This window comes from Mycolicibacterium novocastrense (assembly GCF_001570485.1).
GTDB lineage: Bacteria > Actinomycetota > Actinomycetes > Mycobacteriales > Mycobacteriaceae > Mycobacterium > Mycobacterium novocastrense.
This window is the reverse complement of record NZ_BCTA01000028.1, coordinates 269,372-286,077: the sequence shown is the minus strand read 5'-3', so window position 1 is coordinate 286,077 and position 16,706 is coordinate 269,372. Positions and strand designations below refer to the sequence as shown.

General features: G+C 68.3%; 20 protein-coding genes. 13 read left to right on the top strand and 7 right to left on the bottom strand.

The genetic code is table 11. From position 1 onward, the window contains the following. The first annotated feature begins 72 nt into the window (after positions 1-72). The 3 genes from RMCN_RS11990 to RMCN_RS11980 are packed head-to-tail and all read left to right on the top strand — an operon-like array spanning position 73 to position 2,824. Complete coding sequence (locus tag RMCN_RS11990) at positions 73-348, top strand: DUF7162 family protein (protein WP_067389256.1); 276 nt, start codon at positions 73-75, stop codon at positions 346-348. Further along, entirely contained in the window at positions 345-1,916 is a 1,572-nt protein-coding gene (locus RMCN_RS11985) for an alpha/beta hydrolase (protein ID WP_067389255.1), read from the top strand. The genes RMCN_RS11990 and RMCN_RS11985 overlap by 4 nt, the downstream gene beginning before the upstream one ends. After that, positions 1,913-2,824: an alpha/beta fold hydrolase gene (locus tag RMCN_RS11980; RefSeq protein ID WP_064414118.1), complete on the top strand. Its 912-nt coding sequence runs from the start codon at positions 1,913-1,915 to the stop codon at positions 2,822-2,824. The genes RMCN_RS11985 and RMCN_RS11980 overlap by 4 nt, the downstream gene beginning before the upstream one ends. 1 nt (position 2,825) lies before the next feature. Here RMCN_RS11980 and prcA read toward each other — a convergent pair whose 3' ends face one another. From prcA to dop, 4 genes are all read right to left on the bottom strand, one after another. After that, positions 2,826-3,569 (bottom strand): proteasome subunit alpha, encoded by a 744-nt coding sequence (gene prcA, locus RMCN_RS11975; RefSeq protein WP_067389253.1) that lies wholly within the window; start codon positions 3,567-3,569, stop codon positions 2,826-2,828. After that, the gene (gene prcB, locus RMCN_RS11970; protein WP_067389251.1) at positions 3,566-4,483 is read right to left on the bottom strand and encodes a proteasome subunit beta; all 918 of its coding nucleotides are present in this window, start codon (positions 4,481-4,483) and stop codon (positions 3,566-3,568) included. The genes prcA and prcB overlap by 4 nt, the downstream gene beginning before the upstream one ends. After that, complete coding sequence (locus tag RMCN_RS11965; protein ID WP_064393943.1) at positions 4,480-4,674, bottom strand: ubiquitin-like protein Pup; 195 nt, start codon at positions 4,672-4,674, stop codon at positions 4,480-4,482. The genes prcB and RMCN_RS11965 overlap by 4 nt, the downstream gene beginning before the upstream one ends. 93 nt (positions 4,675-4,767) lie before the next feature. After that, positions 4,768-6,264 carry a pup deamidase/depupylase gene (gene dop / locus RMCN_RS11960; protein WP_064350045.1) on the bottom strand — a complete coding sequence of 499 codons (1,497 nt, stop codon included), beginning with the start codon at positions 6,262-6,264 and terminating at the stop codon, positions 4,768-4,770. A 40-nt stretch (positions 6,265-6,304) separates the two neighbouring features. On the opposite strand from dop, the gene RMCN_RS11955 reads away from it, so the two are divergent. Together RMCN_RS11955 and RMCN_RS11950 are read left to right on the top strand one after the other, a co-directional pair. Further along, complete coding sequence (locus RMCN_RS11955) at positions 6,305-7,474, top strand: hypothetical protein (RefSeq protein ID WP_067389249.1); 1,170 nt, start codon at positions 6,305-6,307, stop codon at positions 7,472-7,474. Positions 7,475-7,519: 45 nt separating this feature from the next. Further along, entirely contained in the window at positions 7,520-8,662 is a 1,143-nt protein-coding gene (locus RMCN_RS11950; protein ID WP_067389242.1) for a hypothetical protein, read from the top strand. Here the strand turns inward: RMCN_RS11950 and RMCN_RS11945 are convergent. Together RMCN_RS11945 and arc are read right to left on the bottom strand one after the other, a co-directional pair. Beyond that, complete coding sequence (locus RMCN_RS11945) at positions 8,644-9,270, bottom strand: hypothetical protein (RefSeq protein WP_067389522.1); 627 nt, start codon at positions 9,268-9,270, stop codon at positions 8,644-8,646. The genes RMCN_RS11950 and RMCN_RS11945 overlap by 19 nt on opposite strands. Positions 9,271-9,369: 99 nt before the next feature. Beyond that, positions 9,370-11,211, bottom strand: coding sequence for a proteasome ATPase (gene arc / locus RMCN_RS11940; RefSeq protein WP_067389239.1), 1,842 nt, complete (start codon positions 11,209-11,211; stop codon positions 9,370-9,372). 145 nt (positions 11,212-11,356) lie between these two features. Here arc and RMCN_RS11935 point away from each other — a divergent pair, with 145 nt between their 5' ends. Genes RMCN_RS11935 through RMCN_RS11925 form a run of 3 tightly spaced genes read left to right on the top strand, consistent with a single transcriptional unit; the run spans position 11,357 to position 12,707 of the window. Next, positions 11,357-11,848 (top strand): MTB12 family secreted protein, encoded by a 492-nt coding sequence (locus RMCN_RS11935; RefSeq protein WP_064414112.1) that lies wholly within the window; start codon positions 11,357-11,359, stop codon positions 11,846-11,848. A gap of 7 nt (positions 11,849-11,855) precedes the next feature. After that, positions 11,856-12,404 (top strand): lipoprotein LppK, encoded by a 549-nt coding sequence (locus tag RMCN_RS11930; protein WP_165604436.1) that lies wholly within the window; start codon positions 11,856-11,858, stop codon positions 12,402-12,404. Positions 12,405-12,410: 6 nt separating this feature from the next. After that, the gene (locus RMCN_RS11925; protein ID WP_067389237.1) at positions 12,411-12,707 is read left to right on the top strand and encodes a DUF503 domain-containing protein; all 297 of its coding nucleotides are present in this window, start codon (positions 12,411-12,413) and stop codon (positions 12,705-12,707) included. Between the two features lie 52 nt (positions 12,708-12,759). Here RMCN_RS11925 and RMCN_RS11920 read toward each other — a convergent pair whose 3' ends face one another. Further along, positions 12,760-13,593, bottom strand: coding sequence for a tRNA (adenine-N1)-methyltransferase (locus RMCN_RS11920; protein ID WP_064404227.1), 834 nt, complete (start codon positions 13,591-13,593; stop codon positions 12,760-12,762). 74 nt (positions 13,594-13,667) lie between these two features. On the opposite strand from RMCN_RS11920, the gene RMCN_RS11915 reads away from it, so the two are divergent. The 5 genes from RMCN_RS11915 (at position 13,668) to RMCN_RS11895 (ending at position 16,705) form a co-directional block, all read left to right on the top strand. Further along, entirely contained in the window at positions 13,668-14,555 is an 888-nt protein-coding gene (locus tag RMCN_RS11915; RefSeq protein WP_067389234.1) for a RecB family exonuclease, read from the top strand. Positions 14,556-14,622: 67 nt separating this feature from the next. Next, entirely contained in the window at positions 14,623-15,420 is a 798-nt protein-coding gene (locus RMCN_RS11910) for a thioesterase family protein (RefSeq protein WP_067389231.1), read from the top strand. 140 nt (positions 15,421-15,560) lie between these two features. Beyond that, positions 15,561-15,845 (top strand): YiaA/YiaB family inner membrane protein, encoded by a 285-nt coding sequence (locus tag RMCN_RS11905; RefSeq protein ID WP_067389228.1) that lies wholly within the window; start codon positions 15,561-15,563, stop codon positions 15,843-15,845. Between the two features lie 46 nt (positions 15,846-15,891). Next, entirely contained in the window at positions 15,892-16,212 is a 321-nt protein-coding gene (locus RMCN_RS11900; protein WP_067085246.1) for an ArsR/SmtB family transcription factor, read from the top strand. After that, positions 16,205-16,705 (top strand): SRPBCC family protein, encoded by a 501-nt coding sequence (locus RMCN_RS11895; protein WP_067389225.1) that lies wholly within the window; start codon positions 16,205-16,207, stop codon positions 16,703-16,705. The genes RMCN_RS11900 and RMCN_RS11895 overlap by 8 nt, the downstream gene beginning before the upstream one ends. Position 16,706 lies beyond the last annotated feature (1 nt).

Genomic DNA, 16,706 nt, shown 5'->3' with positions numbered 1-16,706 from the left:
GCGGTCCGTAAGGGCGGCGCAGGCCTGTGGATAACTTCAGCGGCGTGGACGCCGATTCTGTCAGCATGAGCCATGGGGGAAATCGTCGAGGTCGACGTGTCGCAACTGCGCACCGTCGCCGACCGGGTCATGACCGCCGCCGACCGGATCGCCGAGATGCGTTGGCCCGAATTGAATCCGGATGAGCTTGCCGGCGCGGCCGTCGCCGACGTCGCCGCGACGGGTGCTGTGGCGCCCGGGCTCGCCGAGGTCGTCGCCAACATGCGCGGATGGGCGCTCGCGGCGCGGATCTCCGCGGACGCGTTCGAGCGCGCGGAGCTACGCACCGCCGACCGCGTCGGGAAGTGACGCCGCCGACCGTCGGCCAGGCCGAAGCCTGGTCTCCGGGCGCGCTGGGTCGGCTGGCCGATGGTTGGGACCGCAACGCCCGGTTCGTGTGCGCGCACGCCGACTCACTGGCCTCCGAATTCAGCTTCTGGACCGGTGCAGGCGCAGACATGGCCCGCGAGCGCGCGAAAAGCATTGTCGCGACGGCTGATACGCTGTCGCGCGCACTGGTGCTCGCGGCCGCTGCGGCCCGCGACGGCGCCGCCCAGATCAGTGCGGCCCGAGCCGATGTCATGGCCGTGGTGTCCGCCGCGCGTACCGAGGGTTTTGCCGTCCACGACGCCGGGTCGGTCGCGGTACACGCTCCACCGTCGCCGCTACTGGTCGCGCTGTCCGGTGGTGTGCCGTCGGTCGCCGTCGAGATGCTCACCGTGCGTGCGGCCGAGCTGACCGGCCGACTCACCGAGGCCCTGAACCGCCTGGGTGCCGCGGACGCCGACGCTGCCGCCGACATCGCCGGGGCGTTCGCCATTCCGGCTGCCGGTGGTCAGGCCGCCGCCGATGCCGGCGTCGTCGCCGCGTGGCCCATCAGCAGCCAGGACCGGATCGCCGATCAGATCGCGGCGATGACGCCCGAACAGCGGCAGCGGCTGGTCGAGGAATTCCCTTCGCAGGTGGGCAACACCGACGGGATCCCGTGGGAGATGCGGGTCGAGGCCAACCGCACCAACGTGGCGCAGGCGGTGCTGCGCGAACCCGACCCGCAACGCCTCGCGGTGTACCGGGAACTGCTCGGAGAGATCGACGATCCCGCCGGTGGACCCGCCCGCCTGGACCGCCAGGTTCTCGCGTTCGACCCCGGCCGTTCATCGCTGGTGGAGCTGCACGGCAACGTCGCATCGGCCTCCAGCGTCGCCGTCCTCGTGCCGGGCCTGAACACGACGATCACCGGGTCGGCGGCCAACGCCGGGACCGCCCGCAGGTTTGTCTCGGCGACCCGCGGCGACGTCGCGGCCATCACCTATCTCGGTGGGCCTTTTCCGCGCGGCGACAACGTCGTGGGCGGTCTGGCGGCCGCCGCTGACCCCCGCTTCGCGCTGGACATGGCGCCGCGACTGGTCGCCTTCACCGAGGACGTCGACCGCACGGTCGACTCGACCGGCCGCCGCATCCCGGTCACCGTTGTCGGCCACTCCTACGGCGGGTCGATCGTGGGCACCGCCGAGGCTTTGGGCATGACCTCGGACCGCACGATGTACGTGGCCGCCGCAGGCGCGGGCGTCGGGGTGCGCGAGCCCGACGACTGGCACAACAGAAACCCGCATGTGCTGCGCTTCTCCATGACACCGCCCGGCGACTTCATCGCGGCGGTGCAGGGCATCCCGGGCGGCCCGCACGGCGCCGACCCCGACGAGATGCCCGGTGTGATCAGGTTGCCCGCCGGCCGGTACGACGACGGCCGCCCTATGGCCGGACCCAGCGCCCACTCCGACGTGCTCAACGCGCCCTCGGACGCGTGGCGCGCGATCCTCGGGGTCATCACCGGTGATATCGGCAGGGATCGTGCAACCTCACGACAACCGGGATGACATCTGGCCAGAATAAGCCGGTGTGGTCGCGCAGCTCGCCCGTCGACGGGTTCCGGCTCGCCTACGACCGGTTCGGCACCAGGGGCGCGCCGCCGGTGGTTCTGCTGCACGGCTGGCCGGGCAACCGCCACGACTATCGCCGGGTGGTGCCCCTGCTCGGGGATGCCGCCGATGTCATCGTGCCGGACCTGCGGGGGTTCGGCGGCTCGGACAAACACGCGGTCGCCATCCGGCACTTCTACAGCGCCACCGCGCAGGCCGGCAGCATCATCGGGCTGATCAAGGAGCTCGAGCTGTCCGAGGTGGTGCTCGCCGGCTATGACGTCGGCAGTCGCGTCGCGCAGAGCATCGCTCGCATGCAGCCGGATCTGGTGCGTTCGCTGGTGCTGTCCCCGCCGCTACCCGGGGCCGGTGACCGCGTCCTGACCGCAAAGGCGCAGAGCGAGTTCTGGTATCAGTCCTTCCACCAGCTGCCGCTGGCGGGCCAGCTGCTCGATGGAAACCCCGACCTGGTCCGCGACTACCTACGCCACTTCTGGACACATTGGTCCGGGCCGAATTTCGCCGTGTCCGAGGACGATCTGGAACGGTTGGTGTCCGACTACGGGCTGCCCGGGGCGTTCACCGCGTCGATCGCGTGGTACCGCGCGGGTGCCGGGATGATCGCGCAGTCGCTCACCGAACTGCCGCCCGAGCGTGCCATCAAGATCCACGTACCCACCGATGTGGTGTGGCCGCACCATGATCCACTGTTCCCAGCCGAGTGGTCGGACCGACTCGGGCACTACTTCACCGATGTGCACGTGCACTTCGCTTATGACGCGGGACATTTCACACCGTTGGAGTGCCCCGAACAGTTCGCCGAACTCATCCTCATCCGGGCCCGACCGACTCCGGCCGCCGGCTGACCTACTCCCCGGCGGGTCCGGCGTCCTGCGGAGTCTCCTCCGCCGGCGGCAGCAGCGTTTCCAGCGCGGAGCCGGTGATCCGACGGAAGGCACGGCGGGGCCGATTGGCGTCCAGGATCGCCACCTCGAGCGTCGCGGGACCCAGCACGCGCTGCTCGGAGCTACCGTTGCCCGCGGCGTGCAGCGCGTCGATCGCGATCTTCATCGCATCTTCCAGGCCGGCGTTCTCGGTGTAGGAGTCGTTGAGGGCGGCGATGATCGGTTCCGTCGTTCCGCCCATGACCACGAAGTGGGGCTCGTCGGCGATCGACCCGTCATAGGTGATGCGGTACATCTCCGGAGGTTTCGACTCGCCGTAGTGGGCGACCTCCGCGACACACAACTCGACCTCGTAGGGCTTGGCCTGCTCGGTGAAGATGGTGCCCAGCGTCTGGGCGTAGATGTTGGCCAGCTGACGTCCGGTCACGTCGCGGCGGGCGTAGGCATAACCCCTGGTGTCGGCGTACTGGATGCCACCGCGGCGCAGGTTGTCGAACTCGTTGAACCGCCCGACGGCCGCGAACCCGACCCTGTCGTAGAGCTCGCTGACCTTCTGCAGCGAGCGGGACGGGTTCTCGGCGACGAACAGCACGCCGTCGGCGTAGGCCAGCGCCACGACGCTGCGCCCCCTGGCGATACCTTTGCGCGCGAGCTCGGAACGCTCGCGCATCGCCTGTTCGGGCGAGATGAAATAGGGAAAGCTCACGAATCTCCCCGCGCATCGGTCGAACGGTGGACGGCGTCGGGACCGAAGGTGTCAGCGCGCGAACGGTTTTCGATCACCAGACGGGCGAACTCGGCGATGCGCTCCTCGGTCACCTCTTCGGCGCCGTCGGCGTCGATGATCACCGCGGTCGGGTAGATACCGCGCACGAGGTCGGGCCCGCCGGTCGCCGAATCGTCGTCAGCGGCGTCGTAGAGCGCTTCGATTGCCACCCGCAGCGCCGAATCTCCGTCCGTCACTTGCGAATACAGCTTCTTCATCGACGACTTGGCGAAGATGGACCCCGACCCCACCGACTGGTAACCCTCTTCTTCGAAGTTCCAGCCGCCCGCCGCGTCGAAGGACACGATGCGCCCCGCCGCTTGCGGGTTGGGGTCGTCGACGTCGTATCCGGCCAGCAACGGCAGCGCGACGAAACCCTGCAGTGCCGCACCGAGGTTGCCGCGCACCATGGTCGCGAGCCGGTTCACCTTGCCCGGGAAGGTCAGTGCGACGCCTTCCAGCTTCTCGTAGTGCTCGAGTTCGACGGCGTAGAGGCGGGCGAACTCGACGGCGATGGCCGCCGTCCCGGCGATGCCCGTGGCCGTGTAGTCGTCGGTGATGTACACCTTCTGCACATCGCGACTGGCGATCATGTGGCCCTGGGTGGCGCGGCGGTCGCCGGCCATGACCACGCCGCCGGGGAACTTCAGCGCGACGATCGTGGTGCCGTGCGGCGCGAAGTCGGTTTGCGCATCACCGGACTGGCCGGCACGGTGCGCGGGTAGGAGTTCGGGCGCCTGGCGGCGCAGCAGTTCAGAGAAGGACGACAGGTCCACGGGGACTGAGGGTGCTACCGGATAGCCGGTGCCGGAGGGGTGGGGGAAGGCCAGCTGATCGCGTTGCGGCCAGGTCACTGTCCACCCTTCTGTACGTATGCGCGGACGAAGTCCTCGGCGTTCTCCTCGAGGACGTCGTCGATCTCATCGAGCAGGTCGTCGGTGTCCTCGGCCAGCTTCTCGCGACGCTCCTGCCCGGCGGCCGTGCTGCCGGTGAGGTCGTCGTCCTCGCCGCCACCACCGCCACGCTTGGTCTGCTCCTGAGCCATCGCTGCCTCCTGCGTAAGTTGTCGGCGGGCTCACTGCTGCCCGCCGTGACTCCACATTACCGGTCGCCGCGCCGATTGCCTGCGATAGCGCGCCTAATTGGTGAGCTGTTCTACCAATTCGACGGCGCTGTCCACCGAGTCCAGCAGGGCTCCGACGTGCGCCTTACTGCCTCGCAGCGGCTCCAGGGTGGGGATCCGGACAAGCGAATCACCGCCCAGATCGAAAATCACCGAGTCCCAACTGGCCGCTGCGATATCGGCCCCGAAGCGACGCAGGCACTCACCGCGGAAGTACGCGCGCGTGTCGGTCGGTGGGTTGTCGACCGCGTCCAGCACCTGCTGCTCGGTGACCAGCCGCTTCATCGACCCGCGGGCCACCAGGCGGTTGTAGAGCCCCTTGTCCAGGCGCACGTCGGAATACTGCAGGTCGACCAGGTGTAGCCGCGGTGCCGACCAGCCCAGGTTCTCGCGGTGGCGGAACCCTTCGAGCAGGCGCAGCTTGGCCGGCCAGTCCAGGATCTCCGCGCACTCCATCGGATCGCGTTCGAGCAGGTCGAGCACTTCGGCCCACATCTTGACGATGTCGGCGGCACGCGGGTCCGGATCGCGGCTGTCCACGAGCTTGGCCACGCGGTCGAGGTACATCCGTTGCAGCGCAAGGCCGGTCACCTCGCGACCGTCGGCCAGCGCGACGGTGGCGCGCAGCGACGGGTCCCGGCTGATGACATGCACCGCGTGCACGGGACGGGCCAGCGCGAGATCGCTGAGATCCATCCCCTCTTCGATCAGGTCCAGCACCAGCGCGGTGGTGCCGAGCTTGAGGTACGTCGAGGTCTCCGACAGGTTCGCGTCGCCGATGATCACGTGCAGCCTGCGGTACTTGTCGGCGTCGGCGTGCGGTTCGTCGCGGGTGTTGATGATGCCGCGCTTGAGCGTGGTCTCGAGGCCGACCTCCACCTCGATGTAGTCCGAGCGCTGCGACAGCTGGAAACCGGGTTCGTCGCCGGAAGGACCGATGCCCACGCGCCCGGACCCGGTCACGACCTGGCGTGACACCAGGAACGGCGTCAGCCCGGCGATCACCGCGGAGAACGGGGTCTGCCGGCTCATCAGGTAGTTCTCGTGCGACCCGTAGGAGGCGCCCTTACCGTCGACGTTGTTCTTGTAGAGCTGCAGTTTCACGGCGCCGGGCACGCTGGCGACGTGCCGCGCGGCGGCCTCCATCACCCGCTCGCCGGCCTTGTCCCAGATCACGGCGTCCAGCGGGTCGGTGCACTCGGGAGCGGAGTACTCCGGATGGGCGTGGTCGACGTAGAGGCGGGCGCCGTTGGTCAGGATCATGTTCGCCGCGCCGACCTCGTCCGCATCGACGACCGGCGGGGGGCCCGCGGACCGGCTCAGGTCGAAACCACGGGCGTCGCGCAGCGGCGACTCCACCTCATAGTCCCAGCGCGTGCGCTTGGCACGCTGGATCCCGGCCGCCGCGGCGTACGCGAGCACGGCCTGGGTGGAGGTCAGGATCGGATTCGCGGTCGGGTCGGACGGCGACGAGATGCCGTACTCGACCTCGGTTCCGATGATCCGTTGCATGTCGTCAAGCCTAGGTGACGGCGGAAAGTAGCCTGCGACCGTGCCATCCGATCCGGTCGATCCCGCCCCCGTCGATGCGTCGCGCCGTCAGGCCGCCGAACGGTGGTTCCTCGTGCACGGCCTGCCGGCGGTGCTGCGGCCCAGCCGCTCGGTCCGCCAGCTGTGGTCGCGGTCGGCGCCCGCCCTGGCCGCATTCGCGGTGCTGATGGCCAACACCGTCGCGGTGGTGGCGTTGACAGGCAAGCATGCGATCGACATCGACGGACGGCCGACGCGGGGCGAGTGGTTCGTGCTGGTGCTGCTGATCCTGGTGCTGCCGGCGGCCGCGGCGCTCGGCTGGTGGGTGTCGCGCATCTCTGTTCAGCGGGGTCGACTCGCGGCCGCGGCGGTCGCTGTCGCCGTCGCGGTGTTGGGCGGTGTGTTCGGCGGCCCGGGCCCGTACCTGCCGAGGAACCTGGTGTGGGTGGCGGTGGCCATCGCGGTGATCCTGACGCTGACCGCGAGCGGTGTCGGCTCGATCCTCGGCTGGGCCGCCCGGGTGACCCTCGCGCACCTGAGCGCGGCGGGGTCGCTGCTGCTGCGCGCGTTGCCCGTGCTCTTGCTGACGTTCCTGGTGTTCTTCAACTCGCCGGTCTGGTTGATGGCGGCGACGATCTCGCGCACCCGGCTCTGGCTGGCGCTGTCGTTCCTCACGGCGATCGCGGCGGCGTTCGTCGCGTCGGTGATCGTGGACCGGTTGCGCCCCATGGTCAACGCCACCGATCCGCATCCAGGTCACGCCGAAAAGCTCGACGGCACTCCGTTCGCCGACATGCCCGATCCCACGCAGGTGAAGCCGCTGAACCGGCCCGAGCGCTGGAACGTGTACTTCGTGCTCGCGGTATCGCAGCTGGCCCACATCCTGGTGGTGGCGGCGGTCACGGCGCTGTTGTTTCTCGTGTTGGGGTTGATCCTGCTCTCCCCCGAGCTGCTTGCGGCATGGACGCACAACGGTTCTGCCGACGGCCAGTTCCTTGGCATGACGATCCCGGTTCCGGATGCGCTGATACAGGTGACGTTGTTCCTCGGAGCGTTGACGTTCATGTACGTCAGCGCCCGCGCGGTGGGCGACGACGCCTATCACGACCGCTTCATCGCCCCGCTCGTCGACGATCTGAGGCTCACGCTGACCGCCCGCAACCGCTACCGGGCCGCCGTTCCGGCGCGGTGAGCGCTTCTGAGAGCAGATCTCGCGCACAATGAGCCCGTGTCGGACATGCGTCGGGTGCACAACTGGTTCCTGCATCGCGGTCTGCCGCTGGTCCTCACCCGACGGATCCGCTCCGGCGCGTTGATCGAACGCTCCGCACCGATGGTCAGCGGTGTCGGAGCGGTGATCTCGCTGACGATGCTGCTGGCCGATCTCACCGGTGACGATCCCGATCTCGGCTACGCGATCCGTGTGGGTGTGCTGACCGCCCTGTTGGTCGCGGCCCCCTTCGGGCTGCATCTGCTGCACCGCATCGGCACCGCGCACAGCGAAGCCGGACGACGATCGGCCGCGTTGGTGGTGATGGCCCTGTTCGTGTTGGGACTTCCGTTCGCCGACAGCGGCTTTTCGGGCATCGCGGCTGTCGAGGCCGTCGGGTTCGCGGTCATCGCCCTGGTCGCGATCTGGCTCACCTATATCGGTATCGGGGCGATAGCCCTGTGGGCGCTGCGGTTCGCCTGGGTGCAACTCGGTGCGCTCGGCACACTGATGAGCCGGGCGCTGCCGCTGTTGATGCTCACCGTCGTGGTGTACTTCACCGGCGAGCTGTGGCAACTGGCCGCCCGGATGCCGCGCCAACGACTCTGGCAGACAATCGGTTTCCTGGCGCTGGTGGCGCTGATCTTCGTGGTCACCACGATTCGCGACGAGGTTAGGGCGTTGCGCGAAGACCGCGCCGAACAAAACGATCCGGCCAAGCTTCTCGAGGGCACACCGCTGGCCGTCGAGCCCGGCACCCGGCTGGAGCGTACACCGCTGTCGCTGGCCGAGCAGATCAATGTCGTTGCGGTGATGGTGTTTTCCCAGACCATCCAGGTGGTGTTCTTCACAACGGGACTGTTCGTGTTCTTTCTCGCATTGGGCATCATCGCCGTGCCTGACGACGTCGCGGTGCTGTGGGCGTCGGAGGTGTCATGTGCGGTCGGCCAACCGCCCTGTCCGGGAACATGGTTCGGGGTCAACGTGCCGGTACCGCAGACCATTGTGCACGTCTCGCTTTTCGTCGCCGTGCTGTCCGGGTTGTACTTCACCGTCAGCACCAGCGTGGACCCGTTGTATCGCGAACGCTTTTTCGAGCCGCTGATCGCCGACGTCGCGGTCAGCCTGGCCGGACGCGACGCCTACCGCGCCTACGTCTGCAACGAGTAACTGTTGGCGAGATCGTCCTGCGTCACGCAGGCGTCCTCGGTGGCGGTGTCGACGACGAGCGGCGATGTCGGGGTACGCGCTTGGTACGACCAACCCTCGGGTAGCGACAGCCTGGCGGCGAGGCCGGTGAGGTCGCTCAGCGACAGCGACGGGTCGACCGTCTGGCTGAACGTCTGCATGACCCACCGGCGGCCGTCCGGATCGACCAGTTCGTAGATCTCCCGGCCCGCGTCGAACGTGAAGATCGCCTTGCGGTCCACCCGGTTGAGCTGGTACGGGGCCGGGTTCATCGAGGCCAGCTTGACGGTGGCTTGCCGCAGCATCTCGATACCACCGAAGCTCTTGCGTTCCAACGTCTCCCGGCCTCTCTTGCCGATACTGCTCATGAGCCAGTACCGCGGCCCGTTGAGCAGCGTGGCGACGGCGCCGTTCTCCTCGGCGATTGCCTTCGCGTCAAGCGCATTCCACAGATCGGCCGGGCAGTCGTTGAGTGGAAAGGTGTTGTACACCGTGGCTTCGGCGCCGGACGGCGTGGTCTTGACGAGCAGCACTTCGCCGTACCGCTTGCCGAAAACACCGTCCGTGACCGACAGGTCGTCCTCGGACATGACGCGACGGTATCCCTCGACGCGCGCGAGCGTGCGCGAATTGCCGCACAAGCGCGGCGTACCGTGTGCAAACACGCGCGCTCGCGCCAACAAGGAGAGCTACAGGTACTGGCCCAGGTTGGACTCGGTGTCGATCGCGCGGCTGGCCGACGAGCTCTTGCCGGTGACCAGCGTGCGAATGTAGACGATCCGCTCGCCCTTCTTGCCCGAGATCCGAGCCCAGTCATCGGGATTGGTGGTGTTGGGCAGGTCCTCGTTCTCGGCGAACTCGTCGACGATCGAGTCCAGCAGATGCTGGATCCGCAGACCCTTGCTGCCGGTCTCCAGCACCGACTTGATCGCGTACTTCTTGGCCCGGTCGACGACGTTCTGGATCATCGCACCGGAGTTGAAGTCCTTGAAGTACATGACCTCTTTGTCGCCGTTGGCGTAGGTCACCTCGAGGAAGCGGTTGTCGTCGATCTCGGCGTACATCCGGTCGACGACCTTCTCGATCATCGCCTTGATCGTCAGCGACCGGTCACCGTCGAACTCCGCCAGGTCGTCCTCGTTGACCGGCAGTTCCTCGGTGAGGTACTTGCTGAAAATGTCCTGCGCGGCTTCGGCATCCGGACGCTCGATCTTGATCTTCACGTCCAGACGGCCCGGGCGCAGGATCGCCGGATCGATCATGTCCTCGCGGTTGGAGGCGCCGATGACGATGACGTTCTCCAGCCCCTCGACGCCGTCGATCTCCGAAAGCAGCTGCGGCACAACCGTCGTCTCCACATCGGAGCTCACGCCGGTGCCGCGGGTGCGGAAGATCGAGTCCATCTCGTCGAAGAACACGATCACCGGGGTGCCCTCGGACGCCTTCTCCCGCGCGCGCTGGAAGATCAGCCGGATGTGACGCTCGGTCTCACCGACGAACTTGTTCAGCAGTTCGGGGCCCTTGATGTTGAGGAAGTAGCTCTTCGCCTCGCGCGCGTCGTCGCCGCGCACCTCGGCCATCTTCTTGGCCAGCGAGTTGGCCACCGCCTTGGCGATCAGCGTCTTACCGCAGCCGGGCGGACCGTAGAGCAGCACGCCCTTGGGCGGGCGCAGCGAGTACTCGCGGTACAGCTCCTTGTGCAGGAATGGCAGCTCGACAGCGTCGCGGATCTGCTCGATCTGGCGGCCCAGGCCGCCGATGTCGTTGTAGCTGACGTCGGGCACCTCCTCGAGCACCAAATCCTCGACCTCGGCCTTGGGAATGCGCTCGAACGCGTATCCGGCCTTGGTGTCCACCAGCAGCGAGTCCCCCGGGCGCAGCTTGCGCGGACGGCTGTCGTCGGCCAGCTCGTCGTCATAGCCGTCGGGCAGGTCCTCGGCCGCGACCAGCGGCTCGGCCAGCCAGACGATGCGCTCCTCGTCGGCGTGCCCGACCACCAGAGCGCGGTGCCCGTCGGACAGGATCTCGCGCAGGGTGCTGATCTCGCCGACGGCCTCGAAGTTGCCGGCCTCGACGACCGTCAGGGCCTCGTTGAGGCGCACGGTCTGACCCTGCTTGAGCGAGCCGGTGTCGATGTTCGGCGAGCACGTCAGCCGCATCTTGCGCCCCGATGTGAACACGTCGACGGTGTCGTCGTCCTGAACGCCCAGCAGCACCCCGTACCCGCTCGGCGGCTGTCCCAGGCGGTCGACCTCTTCGCGCAATGCGAGCAGCTGCTGACGGGCCTCCTTGAGGGTCTCCATCAGCTTGGCGTTGCGGGCGGCGAGCGAGTCGATGCGAGCCTCGAGCTGGTGAACATCTCGGGCGCTGCGCAATCCGCTCTGGGGGCCTACCGCGTTCTCCAACTGCTCACGCAAGACCGCGGCCTCCCGCCGGAGCTCCTCGAGCTCGGCCGCGTCCTCACTGGACAAGCCGGATCCACGGGCGTCAAAACCCTCTGCGAAAGCGTCAGAACGCTCTGATTCACTCATATTGCGCCCCTCCCCGCACCGAGAGTTGGTGCAGTAACAACTTCAAAGCTACCGGCGATTCAGCCTTTGTGTGCGGTGTAGCAATTCGACACACCTGCACCACTGTTAACCTCTCTGATGTGTTGGGCCGATCGAAAGGAAAATCGTGACCCTGAAAGCCCTCGTTACCGGCGTCGCAGCGGTCGCTGTCGTCGGCGGTGCCGCGGCGGGTGTGACGTCAATTGCATCCTCCAATGTGGCCGCCGCACCGACCGTCACCCCGGTCGTTTGGGACATCCCGATGCCGCAGGCGCCGGCTCCCGATCTCGAAGGCCCGCTGCTGCAGACGCTGCAGGCGCTCGGCACGTCCGGGACCGCCGCCAGCAAGGCGCCCTACATCCAGGGTGGCATCGGACGCATCGAGAGCCGCGTCGCCGACACCAAGCTTCGTGAGGCCGCCGCCGAAGGCAAGTTCCCGTTGACCTTCGCGCTGGCGAACATCGACCAGAACGGCCCCGTCGTCTCGGCCGATGTCACCGCGACCTCCGCCACCGGCGGCACGGCCAGCCAGAACATCCAGTTCGTGCCGGGCCCGAGCCCGACCGGCTGGCAGATGGCGAAGCAGTCGCTGATGGCGCTGCTGGCCGCCGTCGGCTAGGAGCCCGGTGCGTCGCACCAAACGTTTCGCAGTCCTGAGCGCCGTCGCGTTAGCGGCGGCGCTCGGGCTTTGCGGATGTGGCGCCGACGAGCCGCAGACCCCACCACCCCCGGCCGCGACCGAGCCGCCGCCGATCGCCACGTCGCCGCCGACGGTGCCCGACCCTGGTTCGACGAGCGCGCCCCTGCCGCCTCCCGAGGCGCTCACCGACGTGCTGGCGCGCATCGCAGACGCCAACATTCCCGGGGCCGAGAAGCTCCACCTGATCGAGGACGCCACCGCGGCCGACGGCGAATCGATGGACAAATTCGCCGTCGCGCTGCGCGACGGCGGCTACGCGCCGGCCACCTTCGAGGCCCGGGATCTGACATGGTCCGACGGCGCGAACGGCGTCGTGCAGGCCACCGTCACCGTCCGGACCGCCAATCCGGAGGCGGGCGAGTTCACGTTCCCGATGGAGTTTCGCCTCGCCGGAAACCAGTGGCAACTGACCCGTTCGACGACCGACGCGCTGTTGCAGCTCGGTCCGGCCCCCACGCCGACACCGACGCCGTAGCCGCCGATGTGGATCGGCTGGCTCGAATTCGACCTACTGCTCGGCGATGTGCGCTCGCTCAAGCAGAAGCGCTCCGCGATCCGGCCGGTGATCGCCGAACTGCACCGCCGGTTCGCCGTCTCGGCCGCCGAAACCGGCGCCCAGGACTTGCACCGGCGGGCCAACGTCGGAGTGGCTCTGGTGGCCGCCGACCGTGGTCATGTCGTCGAGGTGCTCGACGCCGCCGAGCGTCTGGTGGCCGCGCGTCCGGAGTTCGAGTTGTTGTCGGTGCGCCGCGGCCTGCGGCGCAGCAGCGACGACTGAAGGAGCGCCCCACCGGGTTGATCGCCCGGACGTGGCCGTCAGCCCGGCACCGTCAGCTGCCGAGCTGGCGTTTCCGGCGCAGCGGCATCGGCGCCACCGCGCCCGGCGCCAGTTTGCGCACGCTGACCAGAAACGCGGTGTGGCCGCGCATCGTGTGTTGCGGGCGCACTGCAAGCCCGACGACGTGCCAGTTGCGCTGCATGCTCTCCCAGGCCCGCGGCTCGGTCCAGCACTGCTGCTCGCGCAGCGCCTCCACCACTCGCGACAACTGGGTGACGGTCGCGACGTAGACCATCAGCACGCCGCCGGCGACCAGTGCATCGGCGACCGTGCCCAAGACCTCCCAGGGAGCGAGCATGTCGAGCACCACGCGGTCGACCTCCGGACCGCTGTAGGTGGTCAGGTCGGCGATCACCAGCTCCCAGTTCGCCGGGGCCTCACCGAAGAAGGTCGCGACATTGCGCTCGGCGTGGTGAGCGTGGTCCTCGCGGACCTCGTAGGAGGTCACCCGGCCCTCCGGGCCGACGGCCCTCAGCAGCGAGCACGTCAGCGCGCCGGAGCCGGCCCCGGCCTCCAACACCCTGGCGCCGGGGAAGATGTCGCCCTCGTGCACGATCTGGGCGGCGTCCTTGGGGTAGACCACCTGGGCGCCGCGCGGCATCGACATCACGTAGTCGACGAGCAGCGGTCGCAGCACCAGGAACTGGTCGCCGTTGGTGGATTTGACCACGCTGCCCTCGGGCAGCCCGATCACGGAGTCGAGGGCGATGACGCCGCGATGGGTGTGGAACTCACCGCCGGGCGCCAACACCATCGTGTAGTGACGACCCTTGGCGTCGGTGAGCTGCACCCGATCGCCGACGGCGAACGGACCGGTCCTTGGCACAGTCGTTCAGCCTGCCAGTTGACGCGCCGCCGCGGGTATCGGGGGTTGTCGGACACCGGTCTTAGGCTGGCTCTATGAACGACCGGGGTGAGCAGGAGCGTCGACGCCCGGCGCTGTCTCCCTCGCGGGCCGCCGACTTCAAGCAGTGCCCGCTGCTGTACCGCTTCCGCGCGATCGACCGGCTTCCCGAACCGTCCTCGGTCGCCCAGGTGCGCGGTTCGGTGGTGCACGCGGCGCTCGAGCAGCTGTACGCGCTGCCGGCCGCTCAGCGCCGTCCGGAGACCGCGATGACGCTCGTGGAGCCGGCCTGGGACCGCATCGTCGCCGAGCACCCCGGCATCGCCGACGAATTCGCCCCCGAGGTGCGGGCCGCGCTGTTGACGGAGGCGCGCGCGCTGCTGGCCGGCTACTACCGGTTGGAGGATCCCACCCGCTTCGACCCGGACAGTTGTGAGCAGCGCGTCGAGGTCGAGCTCGCGGACGGGACGCTGCTGCGCGGCTTCGTCGATCGCATCGACGTCGCCCCGACAGGTGAGATGCGGGTGGTCGACTACAAGACCGGCAAGGCGCCGCCGGAGGCGCGGGCGCTGGCCGAGTTCAAGGCCATGTTCCAGATGAAGTTCTACGCGGTGGCGCTGCTGCGGTCGCGTGGTGTGCTGCCCGCGCGGCTGCGGCTGCTGTACCTGGCCGACGGTCAGATCCTCGACTACACCCCGGACCTCGAGGAGCTGCTGCGCTTCGAGAAGACCCTGACCGCCATTTGGCGGGCCATCCAGAACGCCGGGGCCACAGGCGATTTCCGCCCGCAGCCTTCGGCGATGTGCGACTGGTGTGCCCACCACGCGCACTGCCCGGTGTTCGGCGGTACCCCGCCGCCGTATCCGGGTTGGCCCGAGGCACCCGACGAGGGGTCGCCGACCGCCGAGGACATCGTGCTTCGCGCCGCGGAGCCCGCCGCGTGATCGCCCGAAGGCGACCGCGAGCAAGGATCGCAGCGCAGCGAGGACCGGAGGGAGCGGGAGCCGAGGCATGATCGACTGCCACTACCGGCGCATCGGCACGGACGACGAGTTCGAGATCTTCGAGTCCACCGACGGCACCCGCAGCAATTGGAATCCCGACATTCAGCACGGCTCACCGCCGTTGGCGCTGATGACCAGGCACATCGAGGAACTGGCCGCCGATTCCGGACTGCGCATCGGTCGGTTGACCCTGGACATCCTGGGCGCGATATCCGTCGAGAAGGTGTGGGTCCGGGCGTGGGTCGAACGTCCGGGCGCCCGAATCTCACTGATGGCCGCCGAGATGTTGCAGGCCCGGCCCGACGGCACACGGCGCGCGGTTGCCCGCGTGACGGCATGGCTGTTGGCGACCAGCGACACCGCCGACGCGGCCACCGACCGCTATCCCCCGCTCGTCGAGGGCCCCGCCGCGGAGGTGCCGCACGCTTGGGTCGGCGCTAAAGGGTACCTGGAGACGGTGAGCTGGCGGCGGCAAGCCGAGACCGGCGAGACCGGAGACGTCGTGTGGATGAGTCCGCTTGTCTCACTTGTCGATTCGGAGCCGACAACGGCGTTGCAGCGGCTCGCGATGGTGGTGGACAGCGCCAACGGCGCCGGTGCGGCGCTGGACCCGGAGTCGTTCGTGTTCATGAACACCGACACCGCGGTGCATCTGCATCGCCTGCCGATCGGCGACGACTTCGCGGTGCGCGCCCGTGGCTCGATCGGCCCGGACGGTATCGGGGTGACCACGGCCGAACTCTTCGACCGGCGGGGGTTCATCGGCACCTCGGCGCAGACGTTGTTGGTGCAACGGCGCCCGTGACCACCGATCTCCAGTGGCAGTTCGACCTCGTGTGGGCGTTGGCCGAGATCGGCCAGTCGCGCCTGTGATCCGCGCGGCGCGCGGAAACCTCGGGTAGTTCTACCTACCCACGTCGTCAGCCGCGCCTGCAGGCTGGCGGCATGGACACACCAACCACCTCGCGGACCACTGCCGCGTACTTCCTGCAAGCCGCAATCGCTTTCGGCGTCAGCCTGCTCGGACTGCTCGGCGGGATCCTGTTCCTTCCCCTCGACCCGTGGCAGCGCCTGTTCCTCGGTATGACGGCGCTGTTTCTCGTCACCAGTTCGTTCACGCTGGCCAAGGTGATCCGCGACCAGCAGGAAGCCGCCACCATCCGGGTGCGGCTCGATGAGGCACGGATCGAGAAGCTCATCGCCGAACACAACCCGTTCACCACAACCTGAGTTGTATGCGCTTGCATCTATATAGATGTTTTGTAATACTAGCCGCATGGACGTCTTCGAAGCGGTCGCCGAACCGAGCCGGCGCGCGCTGCTCGATCAGCTCGTCGACGGTGAACGCACGGCGGGCGAACTGGTCGCGAGCCTGCCGGAGCTGACCCAGCCGACGGTGTCGCGGCATCTGCGGGTCCTGCGGGAGGTCGGACTGGTGGAGGTCCGTCCCGACGCGCAACGCCGCATCTACGCGCTGCGCGCCGACGGCCTCATGGCGATCGACGATTGGATCGCGCGCTACCGGCGCATCTGGACCGACCACCTCGACGCCCTCGAGCGCCACCTGGAAGCCAAACACGGGAGTTCCGATGAGTGACCGCAACGGCCGATTGACCGTCGACGGCGACCGCGCCGTCCTGACCTTCGAGCGCCGGCTGCCCTTCCCCATCGAGGCGGTGTGGTCGGCCATCGTCGATCCCACCGAACGCCGAGAATGGCTGGGCGCCACCACGATCGAGCCGCGCGAGGGCGGCACGATCGAAATGGTGCCCACCGGACCGCCGTTGCCGCCCGACCGGATGCGCGTGACGGGACGCATCCTCGTGTGGGATCCGCCGCACGTCCTGGAACACGAATGGCACCAACCGATCGTTGAGGACAGCACGGTGCGCTACGAACTGACCCCCGACGGCTCCGGCACCCTGTTGCGGTTCACCCACCGCGGGCTCGGCGTGCGCAATGCCGGCGGGTTCCTCGGCGGCACCCACGCCTATCTCGACCGCCTGCAGGCCTACTTGGAGCACGAGCCGCTGCCGGACTGGCTGACCAGGCGCGCGGAGATCAACAACTCGCCGACGGGAGCGAACTGAG

Coding starts and splice junctions, on each gene's coding strand:
- RMCN_RS11990 (WP_067389256.1), top strand. CDS start 73: ATGGGGGAAATCGTCGAGGTCGACGTGTCGCAACTGCGCACCGTCGCC.
- RMCN_RS11980 (WP_064414118.1), top strand. CDS start 1,913: ATGACATCTGGCCAGAATAAGCCGGTGTGGTCGCGCAGCTCGCCCGTC.
- RMCN_RS11965 (WP_064393943.1), bottom strand. CDS start 4,674: ATGGCTCAGGAGCAGACCAAGCGTGGCGGTGGTGGCGGCGAGGACGAC.
- dop (WP_064350045.1), bottom strand. CDS start 6,264: ATGCAACGGATCATCGGAACCGAGGTCGAGTACGGCATCTCGTCGCCG.
- RMCN_RS11950 (WP_067389242.1), top strand. CDS start 7,520: ATGCGTCGGGTGCACAACTGGTTCCTGCATCGCGGTCTGCCGCTGGTC.
- RMCN_RS11945 (WP_067389522.1), bottom strand. CDS start 9,270: ATGTCCGAGGACGACCTGTCGGTCACGGACGGTGTTTTCGGCAAGCGG.
- arc (WP_067389239.1), bottom strand. CDS start 11,211: ATGAGTGAATCAGAGCGTTCTGACGCTTTCGCAGAGGGTTTTGACGCC.
- RMCN_RS11925 (WP_067389237.1), top strand. CDS start 12,411: ATGTGGATCGGCTGGCTCGAATTCGACCTACTGCTCGGCGATGTGCGC.
- RMCN_RS11915 (WP_067389234.1), top strand. CDS start 13,668: ATGAACGACCGGGGTGAGCAGGAGCGTCGACGCCCGGCGCTGTCTCCC.
- RMCN_RS11910 (WP_067389231.1), top strand. CDS start 14,623: ATGATCGACTGCCACTACCGGCGCATCGGCACGGACGACGAGTTCGAG.
- RMCN_RS11905 (WP_067389228.1), top strand. CDS start 15,561: ATGGACACACCAACCACCTCGCGGACCACTGCCGCGTACTTCCTGCAA.
- RMCN_RS11900 (WP_067085246.1), top strand. CDS start 15,892: ATGGACGTCTTCGAAGCGGTCGCCGAACCGAGCCGGCGCGCGCTGCTC.
- RMCN_RS11895 (WP_067389225.1), top strand. CDS start 16,205: ATGAGTGACCGCAACGGCCGATTGACCGTCGACGGCGACCGCGCCGTC.